This window comes from Nostoc sp. KVJ3, from assembly GCF_026127265.1.
Taxonomy (GTDB): Bacteria; Cyanobacteriota; Cyanobacteriia; order Cyanobacteriales; family Nostocaceae; genus Nostoc.
The window spans coordinates 47,148-64,673 of the sequence record NZ_WWFG01000002.1; the positions used below are offsets into that span (position 1 = coordinate 47,148).

The window sequence follows — 17,526 nt, forward strand, 5'->3', positions numbered from 1 at the left end:
ATTGTTGACATAGTAGCTTTCTCATGATTAAAAAGCTACTTTTTTGATTATCTCTCTCCACAGAGTAGCATTATCAATCTCAAAAAACAGTGCTATTTTATACTTTATCCTGAAACAGTAGATTCGGCTTGCAAATCGGCAATTAGTTGAGCTAACTGATCGCTACTTGCCTGGTAAACATTGCCACAAAAGTCGCAAGTTGCTTCAGCACCATCATCTTTAACAATCATATCTTGCAGTTCGGCTTCTCCCAAAATTTTGAGTGCCCCTAAAACGCGATCGAAAGAACAACCACAGTGGAAGCGTAGCATTTGCCGTTCGGGAAAGATTTCCAGTCCCATGTCTCCCAACAGGTCGGTAAGAATTTCAGTCAAATTCTTCCCAGCTTGCAACAATGGCGTAAATCCTGCTAAACTAGCAACCCGCGATTCCAAGGTTTCTACTAGGGCTTCATCTCTAGCAGCTTTGGGTAACACTTGTATTAGTAATCCTCCAGCCGCAGTTACTCCCCCTGCTCCCACAAACACACCTAAAACTAAAGCTGAAGGTGTTTGTTCGGAATTCACCAGATAATGAGCCACATCATCACCAATTTCGCCAGAAACTAGTTGCACCGTACTAGAGTAAGGATAACCATAACCGACATCCCGCACAACGTAGAGGTAGCCACCACCCACTGCGCCACCAACATCTAACTTACCTTTGGCATTAGGAGGCAATTCTACAGATGGATTCCCCACATACCCGCGTACCGTACCATCTAACCCAGCATCTACCAATATGCCGCCCAAAGGGCCATCTCCTTTTACCCGCACATTGACCCTTGACCCTGTTCGCTTCATACTAGAAGCCATTAACAAGCCCGCCACCATAGTCCGGCCCAGTGCTGCTGTTGCCACATAAGAAAGCTTGTGTCGCCCCCGTGCTTCTTCTGTTAAACGTGTGGCGATCGCACCTACGGCACGAATTCCACCTTCGGCTGCTGTTGCACGAATTAACTGATCCGCCATGAATAACCTTACATTTCTTAACAAGTTCACATTTTCTATTCTAAGTTCTCTGCTGCTAGAAAAGTGACACCATAATAATCACTGATTGTATTTGCAATATTAGAAATAGTGATGTTTCACCTTTAGGTAATCTTAGAAAAATGCTCGGTAATTTTCAACAAAGTCAATTGCGGATCGAAATTGAAGCGTCAACAGATGCAATTCGTGACAGCCTACTGCATCCGGTACAACTAGAAAAATGGCTCTTAGGGCAACGCTTTGCGCCAGGAATGCCAGAAGAACTACTTCCAGGATTCGAGTTTACAACCTGGACAGGGCCAGTCTCGATTCATCATCAAGTAGACATTGTAAAATCCAACTGTCTCCGTTTGCTACTCAGTGGAGGTATTGACGGGTTCCATGAATGGTATTGGGGAGAAGGTTGGGTACAATCCCGCTTGGAAGGAGTTTCAATTTTGCCCTTGAATTTTGGTCAAACCCTGAGTTTGTTGAGCTTGCGTCAATTTCTGGCAACTCAAGGACGTTGAATGGAGTAGGGAGCGGAGGGGCAAAGGAGCAGAGAAGAAAAAAGTTTTCGGTACAAGCCCTACTCAAGAGTGCGCGTTCTTCTTTTCCTTCCGCTCCCCTGCTTCCCACTCCCTACTCCCCACTTCCCAATTCAAGAATCAGAAATAATACCTACAATAATTTTTACCAATACAGATAAATTTTCTGGAACTTGATAGCGTTTCTGGTCTTGAGTCACCTGACGATTCGCACGATGATAAACTCCAAAGCGCCAGTCTTCACCAGTCGTAACTGCTCCATATAGAAGTTCAGATGTGGATTTAGTCCATTGGTCAAGTGCTATTAATTCAACAGCGAGTTGAGTAAATCCTCTAACCAAATCTGATTGTTTGGCTTCGATGACTAATAAATTTTGAGGTGCTGCAATATAGTAATCAAGAGTCCCTTTTAGATAGTCGTTGACAGCAATAGAATATTCTATGTTGAGTCTCTGATTACTTAAATTGCATACTTCAAACAAAATTGGACTAATTAAAGCTTCCCGTCTCGTAGCTTCATTAACTAAATCAACATGAGAGAAATTACGGCGAAGTTGCTGCTGTAAGAATTGGATGTCTAAAATTTCTGATGATTCAGGTAATGTTAGATTTTTCCTTTCAATAGTGCAATTTAATTCAGCTAAAATATCATCAATTACGAAAGGCAATTCAAAATATCGGCTAAAACTATAAGATTCACCAACTTGGAGAATGCGGCGGGAACTCATAAAAACCTCAGCCAAATTTATCTCAACCTTCTCTACAGAAGTTACGCTACCAACCAGGTGAGCATTTAGATTTTTTAAATCCTTAAATTATTTTTAATCCCCAGCAGTCAACACTTGCTCAACTGTTAATTCTAACTCTGGAAAAATTTGAGATTGAATGCGATCGCTACCAACAAACTCTACTGGTTCGTATAATTCTTCTATTAATGTGAAGACAGTCACTTTGCTCGTTAATGGATCGACAATCCAATATTCTGGAATGTTGAGAACATTATACTCAACTCGCTTGGCTCGATAGTCTACAGTCTTTGTTGATTCACTAACGACTTCTACCACCAACAAAGGAGGTGATTCGTTGAGTTCAATAACTGCTTCTCGGTTTCTCAACTCCCGCCACTGAGGTAATGGCATCACAACAACATCTGGAATTCTCGATGTATCCCATCTGCCAGCACGGGGGGAACGAACACCGATAACCATTTGTTTAGAAGTCCAATCTAACTTTAGGCGGAGAATTTCTAATCGAAAGCAAACATTGAGAAATTCTGTTAAAGCCCCATGTTGTCCACTTCCTAGACTCATGGGAATTAGTTCTCCATTGACCAATTCATAGCGGGTATCAGTGCCATCATCATAAGCCAGATACTCTTCAAAGGTAAGTCGTTTAGTAACTGCTGGGGTTGTAGTCATGGCACGATCGTCTGATTTGCCTTTACCTGATTTTAATTGGGTTTTACCACCAACACCGAACAATTCGCTTCTTCCACAACTTGACTGCTAACAGAACGCTGGACAATTCGCTTCATCCCAATCAACCCCCGACTACCAATTACGATCAAGTCAGCTTTGTAAATATTAGCAAGACGAATAATCTCTTCGGCAGGATCGCCAGTTACCAGTTCTAACTGACTTGTAACTGATAAGTTTTCCTGATAGTATTGAAGCTGTTTTTCAAGCTGAAAATAAGGAAATGTTGGGGAATCTGGCTGAGGACGATCGGCGGGTAGTTCGATCTCTGACTTTGGAGTGGGAAATACATGACAGAGAACAACCTTGGCATCTTTTGAAAATGCCAAATTATCTAAAGTCTGAATTACTCGTTCTGCAATTTCTGAACCGTCCAGAGCTACCAAAATTTTATTTAGCACCGCTCTCGTCTCCTATAAGAGTAGACCCCTTATATAAGTATGTAGTAAAACCTGTTGGCAGCTACACTAAATTATTTTTCCATCTGCCTACTTAGTCGATCGAGAAGAATTCAGAACTCAGGAGCGCAGTCTGAGATACTTCGCCCTAAATGAGCGGTATTCTCGTAGAGAGCGGTAGAGTATTTACTAATTCTGAATACGACTTACCCAAAAATCCACACAGTAGGAGCAGTTTGTGAATTGCCCCTACCAGAAAATTAGGGTTTTGGCTATTGTTTGCGTAAATACTACTGAATTCTAAATTCTGACTCCTGTTTTATTTGGAACCTATTGAGTGGCTTTTGCCAACAGTACTAGGGGAAAATTAACCATTCCAAATCACTCTTCTTGCTGAACTCGGCGGCGGACTGAATCAGCATGAGAAGGTAAGCCTTCTGCTGTTGCTAGGACATCAATAGCACCAGCCACATTTTGCAGCGCTGTTTGGGAGTATTGAATAATACTGGAGTGTTTCAGGAAGGTTTCAACCCCTAACGCCGAGGCATAGCGGGCAGCGCCAGAAGTTGGCAAGGTGTGATTAGGCCCTGCCAAATAGTCTCCCACAGCTTCTGGTGTTGAGTAACCCAAAAAGATTGCCCCAGCGTGGCGAATCTGTGGTAATAGTGCCCAAGGGTCTTTTACTTCTAATTCCAGATGTTCGGGGGCAAATTCATTTGAGAGTTCTGCTGCTGCTTCGAGGGATTCCACAAGGACAATCAACCCATAATGAGCGATCGCTTTTTCTGTGTCTATTCGCCGTGGATGATCTACTAACTGCCTTTCCAAGGCTAATTGCACGTTTTTTGCCAAAGCCGCATCTGTCGTCAGCAAGATTGCTGCCGCCATTGGATCGTGTTCGGCTTGGGCTAGCAAGTCAGCAGCTACATGCACCGGATTTGCGGTTTCATCGGCAATCACCAGCACTTCGCTAGGGCCTGCCAAAGAATCAATACCGACGGTGCCATAGACAAGTTTTTTCGCTAGGGTGACATAAATGTTACCAGGCCCAGTAATCACATTCACTTTCGGAATCGTTTCTGTTCCATAAGCTAAAGCAGCGATCGCTTGTGCGCCCCCAATCCGATAAATTTCTTGTACTCCTGCTTCTTGGGCAGCTACCAAAACTGCTGGGTTAATTGCACCCCCTGGGCCTGGTGGTGTCACCATCACTATATGGGGTACAGCAGCAACACGAGCCGGAATTGCATTCATCAGCACTGTACTGGGATAGGCTGCACGCCCACCAGGCACATACAACCCCGCTCGATCTACGGGAGTGTAGCGTTTGCCCAGCACTATTTCATCGTCGCCAAAGTGTACCCAGCTTTTTGGGACTCGCTGACGATGAAACGCTTCAATTTGGCGGCAAGCTAGCCGAACTGCTCCCAACAACTCCTTTGACACCTGCTGATAGGCTGCATCTAGTTCCGAGCCTGTAACTCGAAGTTCTTCTGCTTTCAGGGTTTGTTTGTCAAATTCGGCTGTGTAATGCAATAGAGCTTTGTCGCCTTGGCGCTTCACTGCTTGCAAAACTTCGCGTACCGTTGCTTCTTTGTGAAGCACTTGTTCGTCATGGGTGCGATCGCAGATCCGTTGCAGTTCTGCTCTAACGTCTGCCTGCTGAGTAATGATTCGCAGCATGGAGTAAGGACAATGCCAAAATTATAATATTCACACCTGAGATTTAGTATTGCTCTTAACCCACTGGGGTATGCAAGCTGACTCTAATTCTCTTCTCTAGCTTAACCTGGATTTTTTTGATACTCTCAAGGTTGCCAACAGATGGTTTACTTGAGAAGGCAACTTAATTGCTCAGTCCGACAAACCTTAATAGGCTGGCGGCAGGAACTGGGTGTGCCATTTCCCATGACCCTTGTGCCTTTCCTCTCACTCCTTACAGAGTGTAGGTGGTGTGTTTACACATCCAGTCCCCCAGATTTACAGGGGGCAAGGTCTGAGTATAATTTTTAATTTTCCTAACTTTTTAGTAGTTTGTATCTGTACAGACACGACATAACATCGCTTCTATACTTTCAAACCCTGAAATTTAGCTGTTTACAGTTCTTTACCTCTGACAATACATCCTAAATCTAGGAAAGATTACATTGGCAATCACACCGCTTTCTCAGGTAGTGGTGAGCTAGAGTAACAGTTTTCTCTGACATGGCTTATTTTAACGCATTTCCTAAATTCACGACACACTGAATTGGGGACTGGAAAGATTAGGAGGCAGGGGAAGAGGAACTATTGCTCAATGGCAGATTTTTTTTAGGAAATTATAACATTGGCAATTTGGATGCTATATTAGTAAGTCTAGTAGTGTGTGTACATATTAATAGTATTTTTGGAATTGACTGTGGCGAATACAAAGTCTGCTCTCAAGCGTGCCCAAATCGCAGAACGTAACCGACTGCGTAATAAAGCTTACAAATCAGCAGTCAAGACGCTGATGAAGAAATACTCTAATGCTGTAGCTGTCTATGCAGCTAATCCTACCCCAGAATTAAAAGAAGAAGCAGAGGCTCGGTTATCCGAAGCTTACGCCAAAATCGATAAAGCAGTCAAACGGGGTGTCCTTCACGCCAATAATGGCGCAAGGAAAAAGTCGAGATTGGCTCATAAACTAAAGCCTGTAACTCAAACAGCAGCTGAATAATCATGAGTTGAGCCAGTGCGATGTTCTAACTGAGTGAATCACTAGGTTAGGAATTTTCTAAAAGCTGTAGTAATTGGCGTAAAACGCCAGTTGCTCACCCGAAGCTAGTATAGTTTGGAGGGTTTTCACCTGAAAATAGCAGGGCTGCCTTATGAGCAACTACTTTTGTTTATTCTAATTAAAACAAGTGGTGGGCTTGATTTCCCTCTTGAACATTTGGCGATCGCGTAGCGGCTAACATAGGAGAAAGATTTACCTAGAGGGTCATTTGTCCTTAGTCGCGCTCACGGCTAACAATATCTATGACTAACGACAAAGAACAAAGAATGCAACTGGTAGACACGCACGTTCATCTCAACTTTGATAGTTTTCAGCCAGATTTAGCAACAGTGCGATCGCGGTGGCAAGAAGCAGGAGTAGTACATTTAGTCCATTCCTGTGTTCACCCTGATGAGTTTTCCAGCATCCAATCCATCGCCCACGAGTTTCCCGAAATCAGCTTTGCCGTGGGATTACACCCTTTAGATGCTGATAAATGGAATAGCGAGACAGCCGGGAAAATCAAAACTTTAGCTAGTTCTGACTCGAATGTTGTAGCAATTGGGGAAATGGGGCTGGATTTTTACAAAGCTGATAACTATGAGCATCAGCTAATGGTATTTGAGTCACAGTTAGCGATCGCATCTGATCTCAACTTACCAGTAATTATCCACTGCCGCGATGCTGCTGTGGCAACCAGAGAAGTGTTGCAAAAATGGCGCGAACTGAAGGGAGAAAAAGTGCGGGGTGTGATGCATTGCTGGGGAGGAACGCCAGAAGAAACCCAATGGTTTCTTGATTTAGGCTTCTACATCAGCTTTAGCGGGACAGTAACGTTCAAAAATGCTAAAGCAATCCAATCATCAGCTGCGATGGTAAGTAGCGATCGCCTACTAATTGAAACAGACTGCCCATTTCTTGCCCCAGTTCCGAAACGAGGTGAGAGACGGAATGAGCCTGCCTACGTACTTTATGTAGCCGAGCAAGTAGCTAAACTGCGTCAAGAAACAGTAGAAGCGATCGCCCATCAAACCACCCAGAATGCCTGTGAACTATTCGGTCTGTCAATATAAAGTGGGATCTAATCTCTTTAATTCAGTTGTGCTAAAAAAAATAAAATTCTAGGAAGGGAAAATATGGTAATATTATTCCCTCAAAAACATTTTGCTTGCGCCATAATGATAAAGGAAGGAACCTAAAATTTCTGAGCCTAATTTTCCGTGATGTTATCGGCTTGGCCATCCTCCAAATCTCCACAAGCGGATGCTCTCCACATAATGACTAACCGTGCCAAACCAGGTTGAGCTAGGCTTCTGCACAACATCAGCTTGATGTGTATTTAACCTATACAAAATCCTTAAACGAAATTGCCTTGTGAGTACAATCCAGCAAAACGAAGTGATTCTGATTCAAAACCGACAAGGTGCGGATCGTTCCCTCAGTCTTAGGATATCTAAGATATCACTGAGAGTCTAAATAGCCGGGTGGATTTAAAACACACCGTCTAGAGCTGCGTCAGCAAATTAACGCGCTTTTTGGAGGGGAAATGAAGAACGTAGATAAAACTCAGGAATATCTCAACTGTATATTCTTCTTAAATCAAGACTATAGTGGGTTTTTGTTGTCTGAGTACCCGATTAGGGGCAATTATCCCCTTGTCCAAATTGCTCATTCCAGCTTTAATGGCTGCGTTTGCCCACACCTGTAAATAGCAAGTGTGTCAGAAGTTCCCAAACAACTAAGGACACTGACTCGCAGTGGGAAGCGTGAAACAGCAGTGTCCAAGGGAAAATTTTACCAGGTTGACAAAGGAAGAGGCATGACTAAAGAAACATACATGGAACCCGCCTTTCTGTTGCCCGATTTGATTGAAATCCAGCGAGCGAGCTTTCGCTGGTTTTTGGAAGAAGGGCTAATAGAAGAACTGAACTCCTTTAGTCCTATTACAGATTATACGGGCAAATTAGAATTGCACTTTTTGGGTCATAACTACAAACTCAAAGAGCCAAAGTACAGCGTCGAAGAAGCGAAACGGCGGGATAGTACTTATGCCGTCCAAATGTATGTTCCCACAAGGCTGATTAATAAAGAAACCGGGGAAATCAAAGAGCAAGAGGTATTCATTGGTGATTTGCCTTTGATGACCGATCGCGGCACGTTTATTATTAACGGGGCCGAGCGGGTAATTGTCAACCAAATCGTGCGATCGCCAGGGGTTTATTACAAATCAGAAATCGACAAAAACGGGCGACGGACTTATTCAGCTAGCTTAATTCCCAACCGGGGAGCATGGCTGAAATTTGAAACAGACCGTAACGATTTGGTGTGGGTACGCATCGACAAAACCCGCAAACTCTCCGCGCAGGTACTACTAAAAGCTTTAGGGTTATCAGACAACGAAATCTTTGACGCTTTACGCCACCCCGAATATTTCCAAAAAACCATCGAGAAAGAAGGGCAGTTTTCTGAAGAAGAAGCCCTGATGGAGTTATATCGGAAACTGCGTCCTGGTGAACCACCCACAGTATTAGGTGGACAACAACTCTTAGATTCTCGTTTCTTTGACCCGAAACGTTATGACCTCGGTCGCGTTGGACGGTACAAACTCAACAAGAAATTGCGCCTTTCTGTCCCAGACACCATGCGGGTATTGACTGCTGGCGATATCTTGGCAGCCGTAGATTACCTAATTAACCTAGAATATGACATCGGTAACATCGATGACATTGATCACTTAGGCAATCGTCGGGTGAGAAGCGTCGGTGAATTGCTGCAAAACCAAGTAAGAGTAGGTTTAAACCGTTTAGAAAGAATTATTCGGGAACGGATGACCGTATCCGATGCCGAAGTATTAACCCCCGCTTCCTTGGTGAACCCCAAACCATTGGTAGCAGCGATTAAAGAATTCTTTGGTTCTAGCCAGTTAAGTCAGTTCATGGATCAAACCAATCCTCTTGCAGAACTGACCCACAAACGCCGTCTGAGTGCCCTTGGCCCTGGTGGTTTAACCCGCGAACGCGCTGGGTTTGCTGTGCGGGATATTCACCCTAGTCACTATGGACGCATTTGCCCCATTGAGACACCAGAAGGCCCCAACGCCGGATTGATTGGCTCCTTAGCAACCCATGCGCGGGTTAACCTGTACGGGTTCCTCGAAACACCATTTAGACCTGTAGAAAATGGGCGAGTCAGATTCGATCTGCCTCCAGCCTACATGACAGCCGATGAAGAAGACGATCTACGGGTTGCTCCTGGAGATATTCCTGTAGATGAAACTGGGCACATTATTGGCCCACAAGTACCTGTGCGTTATCGGCAAGAATTTTCCACCACAACACCAGAACAGGTGGACTACGTAGCCGTATCTCCTGTACAGATTGTATCGGTAGCAACCAGCATGATTCCCTTCTTGGAGCATGATGACGCTAACCGGGCACTGATGGGATCGAACATGCAACGGCAAGCAGTACCCCTGCTGAAACCAGAACGTCCTTTGGTGGGTACTGGTTTGGAAGCACAAGGAGCAAGAGACTCCGGGATGGTGGTTGTATCGCGTACCGATGGTGATGTCACTTATGTGGATGCCACAGAAATTCGCGTCCGTCCTAAACCTAATACCTCAGAAATTAAATACACCCTTTCCAAATATCAACGCTCAAACCAAGACACCTGTTTAAACCAGAAACCTCTCGTCCGTATTGGCGAAAAGGTTGTTGCTGGTCAGGTGCTGGCTGATGGTTCCTCCACCGAAGGCGGTGAATTGGCGCTAGGACAAAATATCGTCGTAGCCTATATGCCTTGGGAAGGCTACAACTACGAAGATGCAATTTTAATCTCTGAAAGACTGGTGCAGGATGATGTCTACACCTCAATTCACATTGAAAAATATGAAATTGAAGCTAGACAAACGAAACTCGGACCAGAAGAAATTACCAGAGAAATTCCCAACGTCGGGGAAGATGCCTTACGCCAGTTGGATGAACAGGGAATCATTCGCATTGGGGCATGGGTAGAAGCTGGGGATATCTTGGTAGGAAAAGTCACACCTAAAGGTGAATCTGACCAACCGCCAGAAGAAAAACTATTGCGGGCGATTTTCGGTGAAAAAGCGCGGGATGTGCGGGACAATTCCCTACGAGTCCCCAACGGTGAAAAAGGTCGCGTCGTTGATGTGCGCTTGTTTACTCGCGAACAAGGCGATGAACTGCCACCAGGAGCCAATATGGTAGTCCGGGTATATGTTGCCCAAAAACGTAAAATCCAAGTTGGCGACAAAATGGCAGGACGACACGGTAATAAAGGGATTATTTCTCGGATCTTACCGGCGGAAGATATGCCTTATTTGCCCGATGGTTCACCAGTGGACATCGTACTTAACCCCTTGGGTGTACCCAGTCGGATGAACGTCGGACAAGTATTTGAATGCCTCTTGGGTTGGGCTGGTCAAACCTTGGGAGTACGATTTAAGATTACTCCTTTTGATGAAATGTACGGTGAAGAGACATCCCGCCGAATCGTGCATGGCAAATTGCAAGAAGCACGGGACGAAACAGGGAAAGACTGGGTATATAACCCAGATAACCCAGGCAAAATCATGGTGTATGACGGTCGTACAGGGGAACCCTTTGACCGAGCAATTACCATCGGTGTGGCTTACATGCTGAAACTGGTGCATTTGGTGGATGATAAGATTCACGCCCGTTCTACAGGCCCATACTCACTGGTGACTCAGCAACCCTTGGGTGGTAAAGCCCAACAAGGTGGTCAAAGGTTTGGGGAAATGGAAGTGTGGGCATTGGAAGCCTTTGGTGCAGCTTACACCTTACAGGAATTGCTCACAGTTAAATCTGACGATATGCAAGGACGGAATGAAGCGTTAAATGCGATCGTTAAAGGTAAGGCAATTCCAAGACCTGGAACCCCAGAATCCTTTAAGGTGCTAATGCGCGAGTTGCAATCATTGGGGTTAGACATTGCCGTACACAAGGTAGAAACTCAAGCAGACGGCAGTTCCCTAGATGTGGAAGTCGATTTGATGGCAGATCAATCAGCCCGTCGCACACCTCCTCGACCAACTTATGAATCTCTTTCCCGCGAATCGCTGGATGATGATGAATAAGCATTAGGGAATTGGGCATGGGGCATAGCGCATAGGCAATGGGAACAATGCCCAATCCCCAATGCCCCGTTCCCAATTTTGTAAAACTAAATATACTCAAAACTCATTATTCGGAACTCAGCATTTAAGTATGAGACCTGCCCAAACTAATCAGTTTGACTACGTAAAAATCGGCTTGGCTTCCCCCGAACGCATTCGGCAATGGGGTGAAAGAACATTGCCTAATGGTCAAGTAGTTGGTGAAGTTACCAAGCCAGAGACTATTAACTACCGAACTCTCAAGCCAGAAATGGATGGCTTATTTTGTGAGCGTATTTTTGGCCCCGCGAAAGATTGGGAATGCCATTGTGGTAAGTATAAAAGAGTTCGTCATAGAGGTATTGTTTGTGAGCGCTGTGGCGTGGAAGTCACCGAGTCACGGGTGCGTCGTCACCGCATGGGCTATATTAAACTCGCCGCACCAGTAGCTCACGTTTGGTATCTCAAAGGCATTCCTAGCTATATTTCCATCCTGTTAGATATGCCCTTGCGGGATGTCGAGCAAATTGTCTATTTCAACTCTTATGTTGTCCTGAGTGCAGGTAATGCCGAAACTTTAACTTACAAACAGCTACTCAGTGAAGACCAGTGGTTGGAAATAGAAGACCAAATTTATAGCGAAGATTCTGTGCTGCAAGGCGTAGAAGTAGGTATTGGTGCTGAAGCGCTGTTGCGCTTGCTTGCTGATATCAATTTAGAACAAGAAGCGGAAAGCCTACGCGAAGAAATTGGCAATGCCAAGGGACAAAAGAGAGCCAAGCTAATTAAGCGACTGCGGGTAATTGACAACTTTATCGCCACTGGTTCAAAACCAGAGTGGATGGTAATGGCAGTTATTCCCGTGATTCCCCCTGACTTGCGCCCAATGGTGCAACTAGATGGGGGACGGTTTGCCACCAGCGATTTGAATGATTTGTATCGGCGGGTAATTAACCGTAACAATCGTTTGGCACGCTTGCAAGAAATTTTGGCACCAGAGATTATTGTGCGGAACGAAAAGCGGATGCTGCAAGAAGCAGTGGATGCTTTGATTGACAATGGTCGTCGGGGACGCACTGTGGTAGGGGCAAATAACCGACCACTGAAATCTTTGTCCGACATTATTGAGGGTAAGCAAGGACGTTTCCGACAAAACTTGTTAGGTAAACGGGTTGATTATTCTGGACGTTCGGTTATTGTGGTCGGGCCAAAGCTGAAAATTCACCAGTGTGGTTTGCCTAGAGAAATGGCAATTGAGCTATTTCAACCATTTGTAATTAACCGCCTGATTCGTAGCGGTATGGTGAACAATATCAAAGCTGCGAAAAAGCTGATATCGCGTAACGATCCCAGTGTTTGGGATGTGCTGGAAGAGGTGATTGAAGGACACCCTGTGATGCTAAACCGGGCACCAACATTGCACCGTTTGGGTATTCAGTCTTTTGAACCGATTTTAGTAGAAGGTAGAGCGATTCAACTGCATCCTCTGGTGTGTCCGGCATTTAACGCCGACTTTGATGGCGACCAAATGGCGGTACACGTCCCTCTGTCGTTAGAAAGTCAAGCTGAAGCGCGGTTGTTGATGTTGGCTTCTAACAATATTTTGTCACCAGCCACAGGTAAACCCATCATCACGCCTAGCCAAGACATGGTACTGGGAGCCTATTATTTAACAGCAGAAAATCCCGGTGCGACAAAAGGGGCAGGAAATTACTTTTCTTCGCTAGAGGATGTAATTATGGCTTTCCAGCAAGATCAAATTGACTTGCACGCCTATATTTACGTAAGGTTTGACGGCGAAATAGAATCAGACCAACCGGATACAGAACCCGTGAAAGTGACGGAAAACGAGGATGGTACCCGTACATTACTCTATAAGTTCCGTCGAGTCAGACAAGACGCTAAGGGCAATGTACTTTCACAGTACATATACACAACTCCTGGCCGCGTTATTTACAACAATGCCATTCAGGAAGCACTAGCAAGTTAATTCGTAATTTCTAATTTGTAATTCGTAATTAATTCTTTAATTACGAATTACGTAGCTTGCTTCTCGCCTTTGGCGAGTATTACGAATTATTAATTATTAATGACTCAGGACTAATGATTAATGACTAACGAAAAAATGCTTTTTCGCAATCGCGTGGTTGACAAAGGTCAACTGAGAAATTTAATTTCTTGGGCTTTTACGAATTATGGTACAGCGCGAACCGCAGTGATGGCGGACAAATTGAAAGATTTGGGATTTCGCTATGCTACCAAAGCTGGGGTTTCCATCAGTGTAGATGACTTGATGATACCACCAACTAAGCGATTGCTCTTAGAAGCAGCCGAAGAAGAAATTCGGGCTACTGAAACCCGTTATCAACGGGGAGAAATCACTGAAGTAGAACGCTTCCAAAAGGTAATTGATACCTGGAATGGTACCAGTGAAGCCTTGAAAGATGAAGTAGTCGTTCACTTCAAGAAGACTAATCCCCTGAACTCCGTATACATGATGGCATTCTCCGGGGCACGGGGGAACATCTCTCAAGTGCGGCAGTTGGTGGGGATGCGGGGACTGATGGCAGATCCTCAAGGGGAAATTATCGATTTGCCCATCAAAACCAACTTCCGTGAAGGACTGACTGTGACGGAATACATTATTTCGTCTTACGGTGCGAGAAAGGGATTGGTGGATACTGCCTTGCGGACGGCTGACTCTGGTTATCTCACCCGCCGATTAGTGGACGTTTCCCAGGATGTAATTATTCGGGAATTTGACTGTGGCACTACCAGAGGTCTTGCGATTCGACCGATGACAGAAGGTGCCAAAACCTTGATTCCTCTGGGAACCCGCTTGATGGGACGGGTAATTGGCGAAGATGTGGTGCATCCGGTAACAAAAGAATTGATTGCAGCACGTAATTCTCCAATTCCTGAAGACTTGGCGAAGAAAATTGAAAAATCTGGGGTGGGAGAAGTTGTGGTGCGATCGCCACTAACTTGTGAAGCTGCACGTTCTGTCTGTCAACACTGCTATGGCTGGAGTTTGGCCCACGCCAAGATGGTAGACTTAGGCGAAGCTGTGGGGATCATTGCTGCCCAAAGTATCGGTGAACCTGGTACTCAGCTAACCATGCGGACATTCCACACTGGTGGGGTGTTTACTGGGGAAGTGGCGCAACAAGTTCGTTCTAAAATCGATGGGACTGTTAAACTTCCCCGCAAGCTGAAGACTAGAACATATCGTACCCGCCACGGGGAAGATGCCCTCTATGTTGAGGCGAATGGCATCATGCTTTTGGAACCAACAAAAGTAGGTGATGTTACCCCAGAGAATCAAGAGGTTCATCTTACCCAAGGTTCAACACTATATGTATTTGATGGAAATAAGGTAAAACAAGGGCAGTTGCTGGCAGAGGTCGCCCTTGGTGGACGGACAACTCGGACTAATACAGAAAAAGCAGTTAAAGATGTTGCCTCTGACTTAGCAGGGGAAGTGCAATTTGCCGAAGTAGTTCCAGAACAAAAAACTGACCGTCAAGGCAACACCACAACCACAGCCGCGCGGGGTGGCTTGATTTGGATTCTATCTGGGGAAGTTTACAACTTGCCACCTGGTGCAGAATTGGTGGTGAAAAATGGTGATGCGATCGCTTCTAATGGAGTTTTAGCAGAAACCAAGTTAAGCAGTTTGCACGGTGGTGTGGTGCGCTTACCCGAAGCTACCCCAGGTAAGAGTACCAGAGAAATTGAGATTATCACTGCTTCTGTGGTCTTAGACCAGGCAACGGTGACAGTCCAAAGTTCCCAAGGTCGCAATAACTACTTAGTCTCCACTGGCAACAACCAGGTATTTAACCTCCGAGCTACACCAGGCACAAAAGTGCAAAATGGTCAAGTAGTAGCAGAGTTAATTGATGACCGCTATCGCACAACCACTGGCGGATTCCTGAAATTCGCGGGTGTTGAAGTCCAGAAAAAAGGCAAAGCCAAGCTGGGTTATGAAGTTGTGCAGGGCGGTACTCTGTTGTGGATTCCTGAAGAAAGCCACGAAGTTAATAAAGATATCTCCTTGCTGTTGGTAGAAGACGGTCAGTTTGTAGAAGCTGGCACCGAAGTTGTCAAGGATATCTTCTGCCAAAACAGTGGTGTGGTAGAAGTGACCCAGAAAAACGACATCCTGCGGGAAGTTGTGGTCAAGCCAGGGGAACTGCTGATGGTGGACGATCCAGAATCAGTCATTGGGCGAGATAATACTTTCATTCAACCAGGTGAGGAATTCCAAGGTAATGTAGCCACGGAATTGCGCTATATACAGTATGTGGAGACACCAGAAGGCCCCGCCCTGTTGAGTCGTCCAGTAGTTGAATTTGCTGTACCTGATAACCCAGATGTGCCATCAACTACATCAGTAAGTCAACAAACTGGTCGCTCGATTCAGTTGCGGGCTGTGCAAAGACTACCTTACAAAGATTCGGAACGTGTCAAGTCCGTTGAAGGTGTGGAACTGCTACGAACCCAGCTAGTGCTGGAAATTGAGCAAGAAGGGGAACAAGACCATAATGCTTCGCCCCTAGCAGCCGATATTGAACTGGTACAGGATACCGAAGACTCAGAAGTTCAACGCTTGCAGCTGGTGATTTTGGAGTCCTTGGTAATTCGTCGAGACATTACCGCCGATGCCACCCAAGGTAGCACCCAAACAACACTTGAGGTACAAGATGGACTTTCCATCGCCCCTGGAGCCGTGGTAGCACGTACCCAAATCTTGTGTAAAGAAGGGGGGATAGTACGGGGTGTCCGAAAAGCAACCGAAAACGTGCGTCGCTGTTTAGTGTTACGCGACACTGATATGCTGACCACAAATACTGCTACTCAGCCCAAGGTGAAAGTTGGTGACTTGCTGGTAGAAGGTACAGAAATTGCTCCTGGAGTTTTTGCCCAAGAATCAGGACAAGTAGTGGATATCAAAAATGCCCCTGCTACACCTGGTGGTGACTCAGCGTTGAGTACTAAAAACTACGCTATTACTAGCCGTATCGGTCGCCCCTATCGAGTCAGCCCTGGCGCTGTGTTGCAGATAGAAGACGGCGATTTGGTACAACGGGGTGATAACTTGGTGTTGCTGGTATTTGAACGCGCCAAAACTGGAGATATTATTCAAGGTTTGCCTCGGATTGAGGAACTGCTTGAAGCTCGTAAACCAAAAGAAGCGTGTATTTTATGTCGCCGGGCGGGTGAAGTTAAGGTAGTTTACGCTGATGGTGGTGATGAAGCGATCGCTATTAAGGTCGTAGAATCAAATGGCGTGGTGACAGATTATCCTCTGGGGCCTGGACAAAACTTGATTGTACCAGATGGCTCAATGGTATTAGCGGGACAACCGTTAACTGATGGCCCATCCAATCCCCACGAAATTTTGGAAATCTTCTTTAGCCTGGGTTCCGAAGACGGAATCTATGCCTGTGCTAGCCTTGCCTTGCAGAAGGTACAGACTTTCTTAGTGAATGAAGTGCAAATGGTGTATCAATCTCAAGGGATTGATATTTCCGATAAGCACATTGAAGTAATTGTTCGCCAGATGACCAACAAAGTCAGGATTGATGACGGTGGCGACACTACCATGCTTCCTGGTGAATTGGTGGAACTGCGCCAAGTTGAGCAGGTGAACGAAGCTATGGCAATTACAGGCGGTGCTAGGGCACAGTATACCCCAGTATTGTTGGGTATCACCAAAGCATCTTTGAACACCGACAGCTTTATCTCCGCCGCATCATTCCAAGAGACAACACGGGTACTTACAGAAGCCGCTATCGAAGGTAAATCTGACTGGCTGCGCGGTTTAAAGGAAAACGTGATTATCGGAAGATTGATTCCGGCTGGTACTGGGTACAATACCTATGAAGAACCTGGTGCGATCGAAGATTATGCTGCTGAAATTAGCAGTAGTGTCTTAGATGAAGTTGACGATCCTTTGGATATGGTATTAGATGACCGCACAGCTCGCACCTATAATTTAGATTCTCCGACTCTTGGGGAATCTGGTTTTGGTAGCAGACGTGCAGAGAGGTCAATTCTAGATGAAGAAGATGAATTAATCGCCGATGAAGTAGTAGACGACGACGATTTCGAGGAAGAAGAGGAAGACGACGACGATGATTTCGACGATGAATAGAGACTTAAAATTGGACTTCATATCACTCCACTAACGCGTCTCTATATAAAAAGTAAAAAGGCAA

11 protein-coding genes are annotated in these 17,526 nt (G+C 45.3%); 6 read left to right on the forward strand and 5 right to left on the reverse strand.

The annotated features are described in order from the left end of the window. Window positions 1–104: 104 nt before the first annotated feature. The gene (gene hslO / locus GTQ43_RS16550) at window positions 105–1,010 is read right to left on the reverse strand and encodes an Hsp33 family molecular chaperone HslO (protein ID WP_265273835.1); all 906 of its coding nucleotides are present in this window, start codon (window positions 1,008–1,010) and stop codon (window positions 105–107) included. A gap of 140 nt (window positions 1,011–1,150) precedes the next feature. On the opposite strand from hslO, the gene GTQ43_RS16555 reads away from it, so the two are divergent. Continuing rightward, window positions 1,151–1,537 carry a hypothetical protein gene (locus tag GTQ43_RS16555; protein WP_265273836.1) on the forward strand — a complete coding sequence of 129 codons (387 nt, stop codon included), beginning with the start codon at window positions 1,151–1,153 and terminating at the stop codon, window positions 1,535–1,537. Window positions 1,538–1,668: 131 nt separating this feature from the next. On the opposite strand, the gene GTQ43_RS16560 is transcribed toward GTQ43_RS16555, so the two are convergent. From GTQ43_RS16560 to hisD, 4 genes are all read right to left on the reverse strand, one after another. Then, a complete protein-coding gene (locus GTQ43_RS16560; protein ID WP_265273837.1) occupies window positions 1,669–2,283 on the reverse strand; it encodes a hypothetical protein in 615 nt (204 codons plus the stop codon). A gap of 93 nt (window positions 2,284–2,376) precedes the next feature. Continuing rightward, on the reverse strand, window positions 2,377–3,036 hold the full coding sequence (locus GTQ43_RS16565) for a Uma2 family endonuclease (protein ID WP_265273838.1): 660 nt from the start codon (window positions 3,034–3,036) through the stop codon (window positions 2,377–2,379). Then, entirely contained in the window at window positions 3,006–3,431 is a 426-nt protein-coding gene (locus GTQ43_RS16570; protein ID WP_265273839.1) for a universal stress protein, read from the reverse strand. The genes GTQ43_RS16565 and GTQ43_RS16570 overlap by 31 nt, the downstream gene beginning before the upstream one ends. Before the next feature lie 378 nt (window positions 3,432–3,809). Next, a complete protein-coding gene (hisD, locus tag GTQ43_RS16575) occupies window positions 3,810–5,111 on the reverse strand; it encodes a histidinol dehydrogenase (protein ID WP_265273840.1) in 1,302 nt (433 codons plus the stop codon). Window positions 5,112–5,826: 715 nt separating this feature from the next. Here hisD and rpsT point away from each other — a divergent pair. The 5 genes from rpsT to GTQ43_RS16600 all read left to right on the forward strand — a co-directional run bounded on the left by rpsT (window position 5,827) and on the right by GTQ43_RS16600 (window position 17,462). Continuing rightward, window positions 5,827–6,126: a 30S ribosomal protein S20 gene (rpsT, locus tag GTQ43_RS16580; RefSeq protein WP_265273841.1), complete on the forward strand. Its 300-nt coding sequence runs from the start codon at window positions 5,827–5,829 to the stop codon at window positions 6,124–6,126. A gap of 326 nt (window positions 6,127–6,452) precedes the next feature. Next, on the forward strand, window positions 6,453–7,238 hold the full coding sequence (locus tag GTQ43_RS16585) for a TatD family hydrolase (protein WP_265276473.1): 786 nt from the start codon (window positions 6,453–6,455) through the stop codon (window positions 7,236–7,238). A gap of 746 nt (window positions 7,239–7,984) precedes the next feature. Further along, a complete protein-coding gene (gene rpoB / locus GTQ43_RS16590; protein WP_265273842.1) occupies window positions 7,985–11,284 on the forward strand; it encodes a DNA-directed RNA polymerase subunit beta in 3,300 nt (1,099 codons plus the stop codon). A 130-nt stretch (window positions 11,285–11,414) separates the two neighbouring features. Continuing rightward, entirely contained in the window at window positions 11,415–13,292 is a 1,878-nt protein-coding gene (locus GTQ43_RS16595) for a DNA-directed RNA polymerase subunit gamma (protein WP_094342607.1), read from the forward strand. A gap of 120 nt (window positions 13,293–13,412) precedes the next feature. Then, window positions 13,413–17,462 (forward strand): DNA-directed RNA polymerase subunit beta'', encoded by a 4,050-nt coding sequence (locus GTQ43_RS16600; protein WP_265273843.1) that lies wholly within the window; start codon window positions 13,413–13,415, stop codon window positions 17,460–17,462. The last annotated feature ends 64 nt before the right edge of the window (window positions 17,463–17,526 follow it).

Bases quoted from the DNA above. Each gene is read 5' to 3' on its own strand.
- hslO (WP_265273835.1), bottom strand. From the start codon at position 1,010: ATGGCGGATCAGTTAATTCGTGCAACAGCAGCCGAAGGTGGAATTCGT.
- GTQ43_RS16555 (WP_265273836.1), top strand. From the start codon at position 1,151: ATGCTCGGTAATTTTCAACAAAGTCAATTGCGGATCGAAATTGAAGCG.
- GTQ43_RS16560 (WP_265273837.1), bottom strand. From the start codon at position 2,283: ATGAGTTCCCGCCGCATTCTCCAAGTTGGTGAATCTTATAGTTTTAGC.
- hisD (WP_265273840.1), bottom strand. From the start codon at position 5,111: ATGCTGCGAATCATTACTCAGCAGGCAGACGTTAGAGCAGAACTGCAA.
- GTQ43_RS16585 (WP_265276473.1), top strand. From the start codon at position 6,453: ATGCAACTGGTAGACACGCACGTTCATCTCAACTTTGATAGTTTTCAG.
- rpoB (WP_265273842.1), top strand. From the start codon at position 7,985: ATGACTAAAGAAACATACATGGAACCCGCCTTTCTGTTGCCCGATTTG.
- GTQ43_RS16595 (WP_094342607.1), top strand. From the start codon at position 11,415: ATGAGACCTGCCCAAACTAATCAGTTTGACTACGTAAAAATCGGCTTG.
- GTQ43_RS16600 (WP_265273843.1), top strand. From the start codon at position 13,413: ATGACTAACGAAAAAATGCTTTTTCGCAATCGCGTGGTTGACAAAGGT.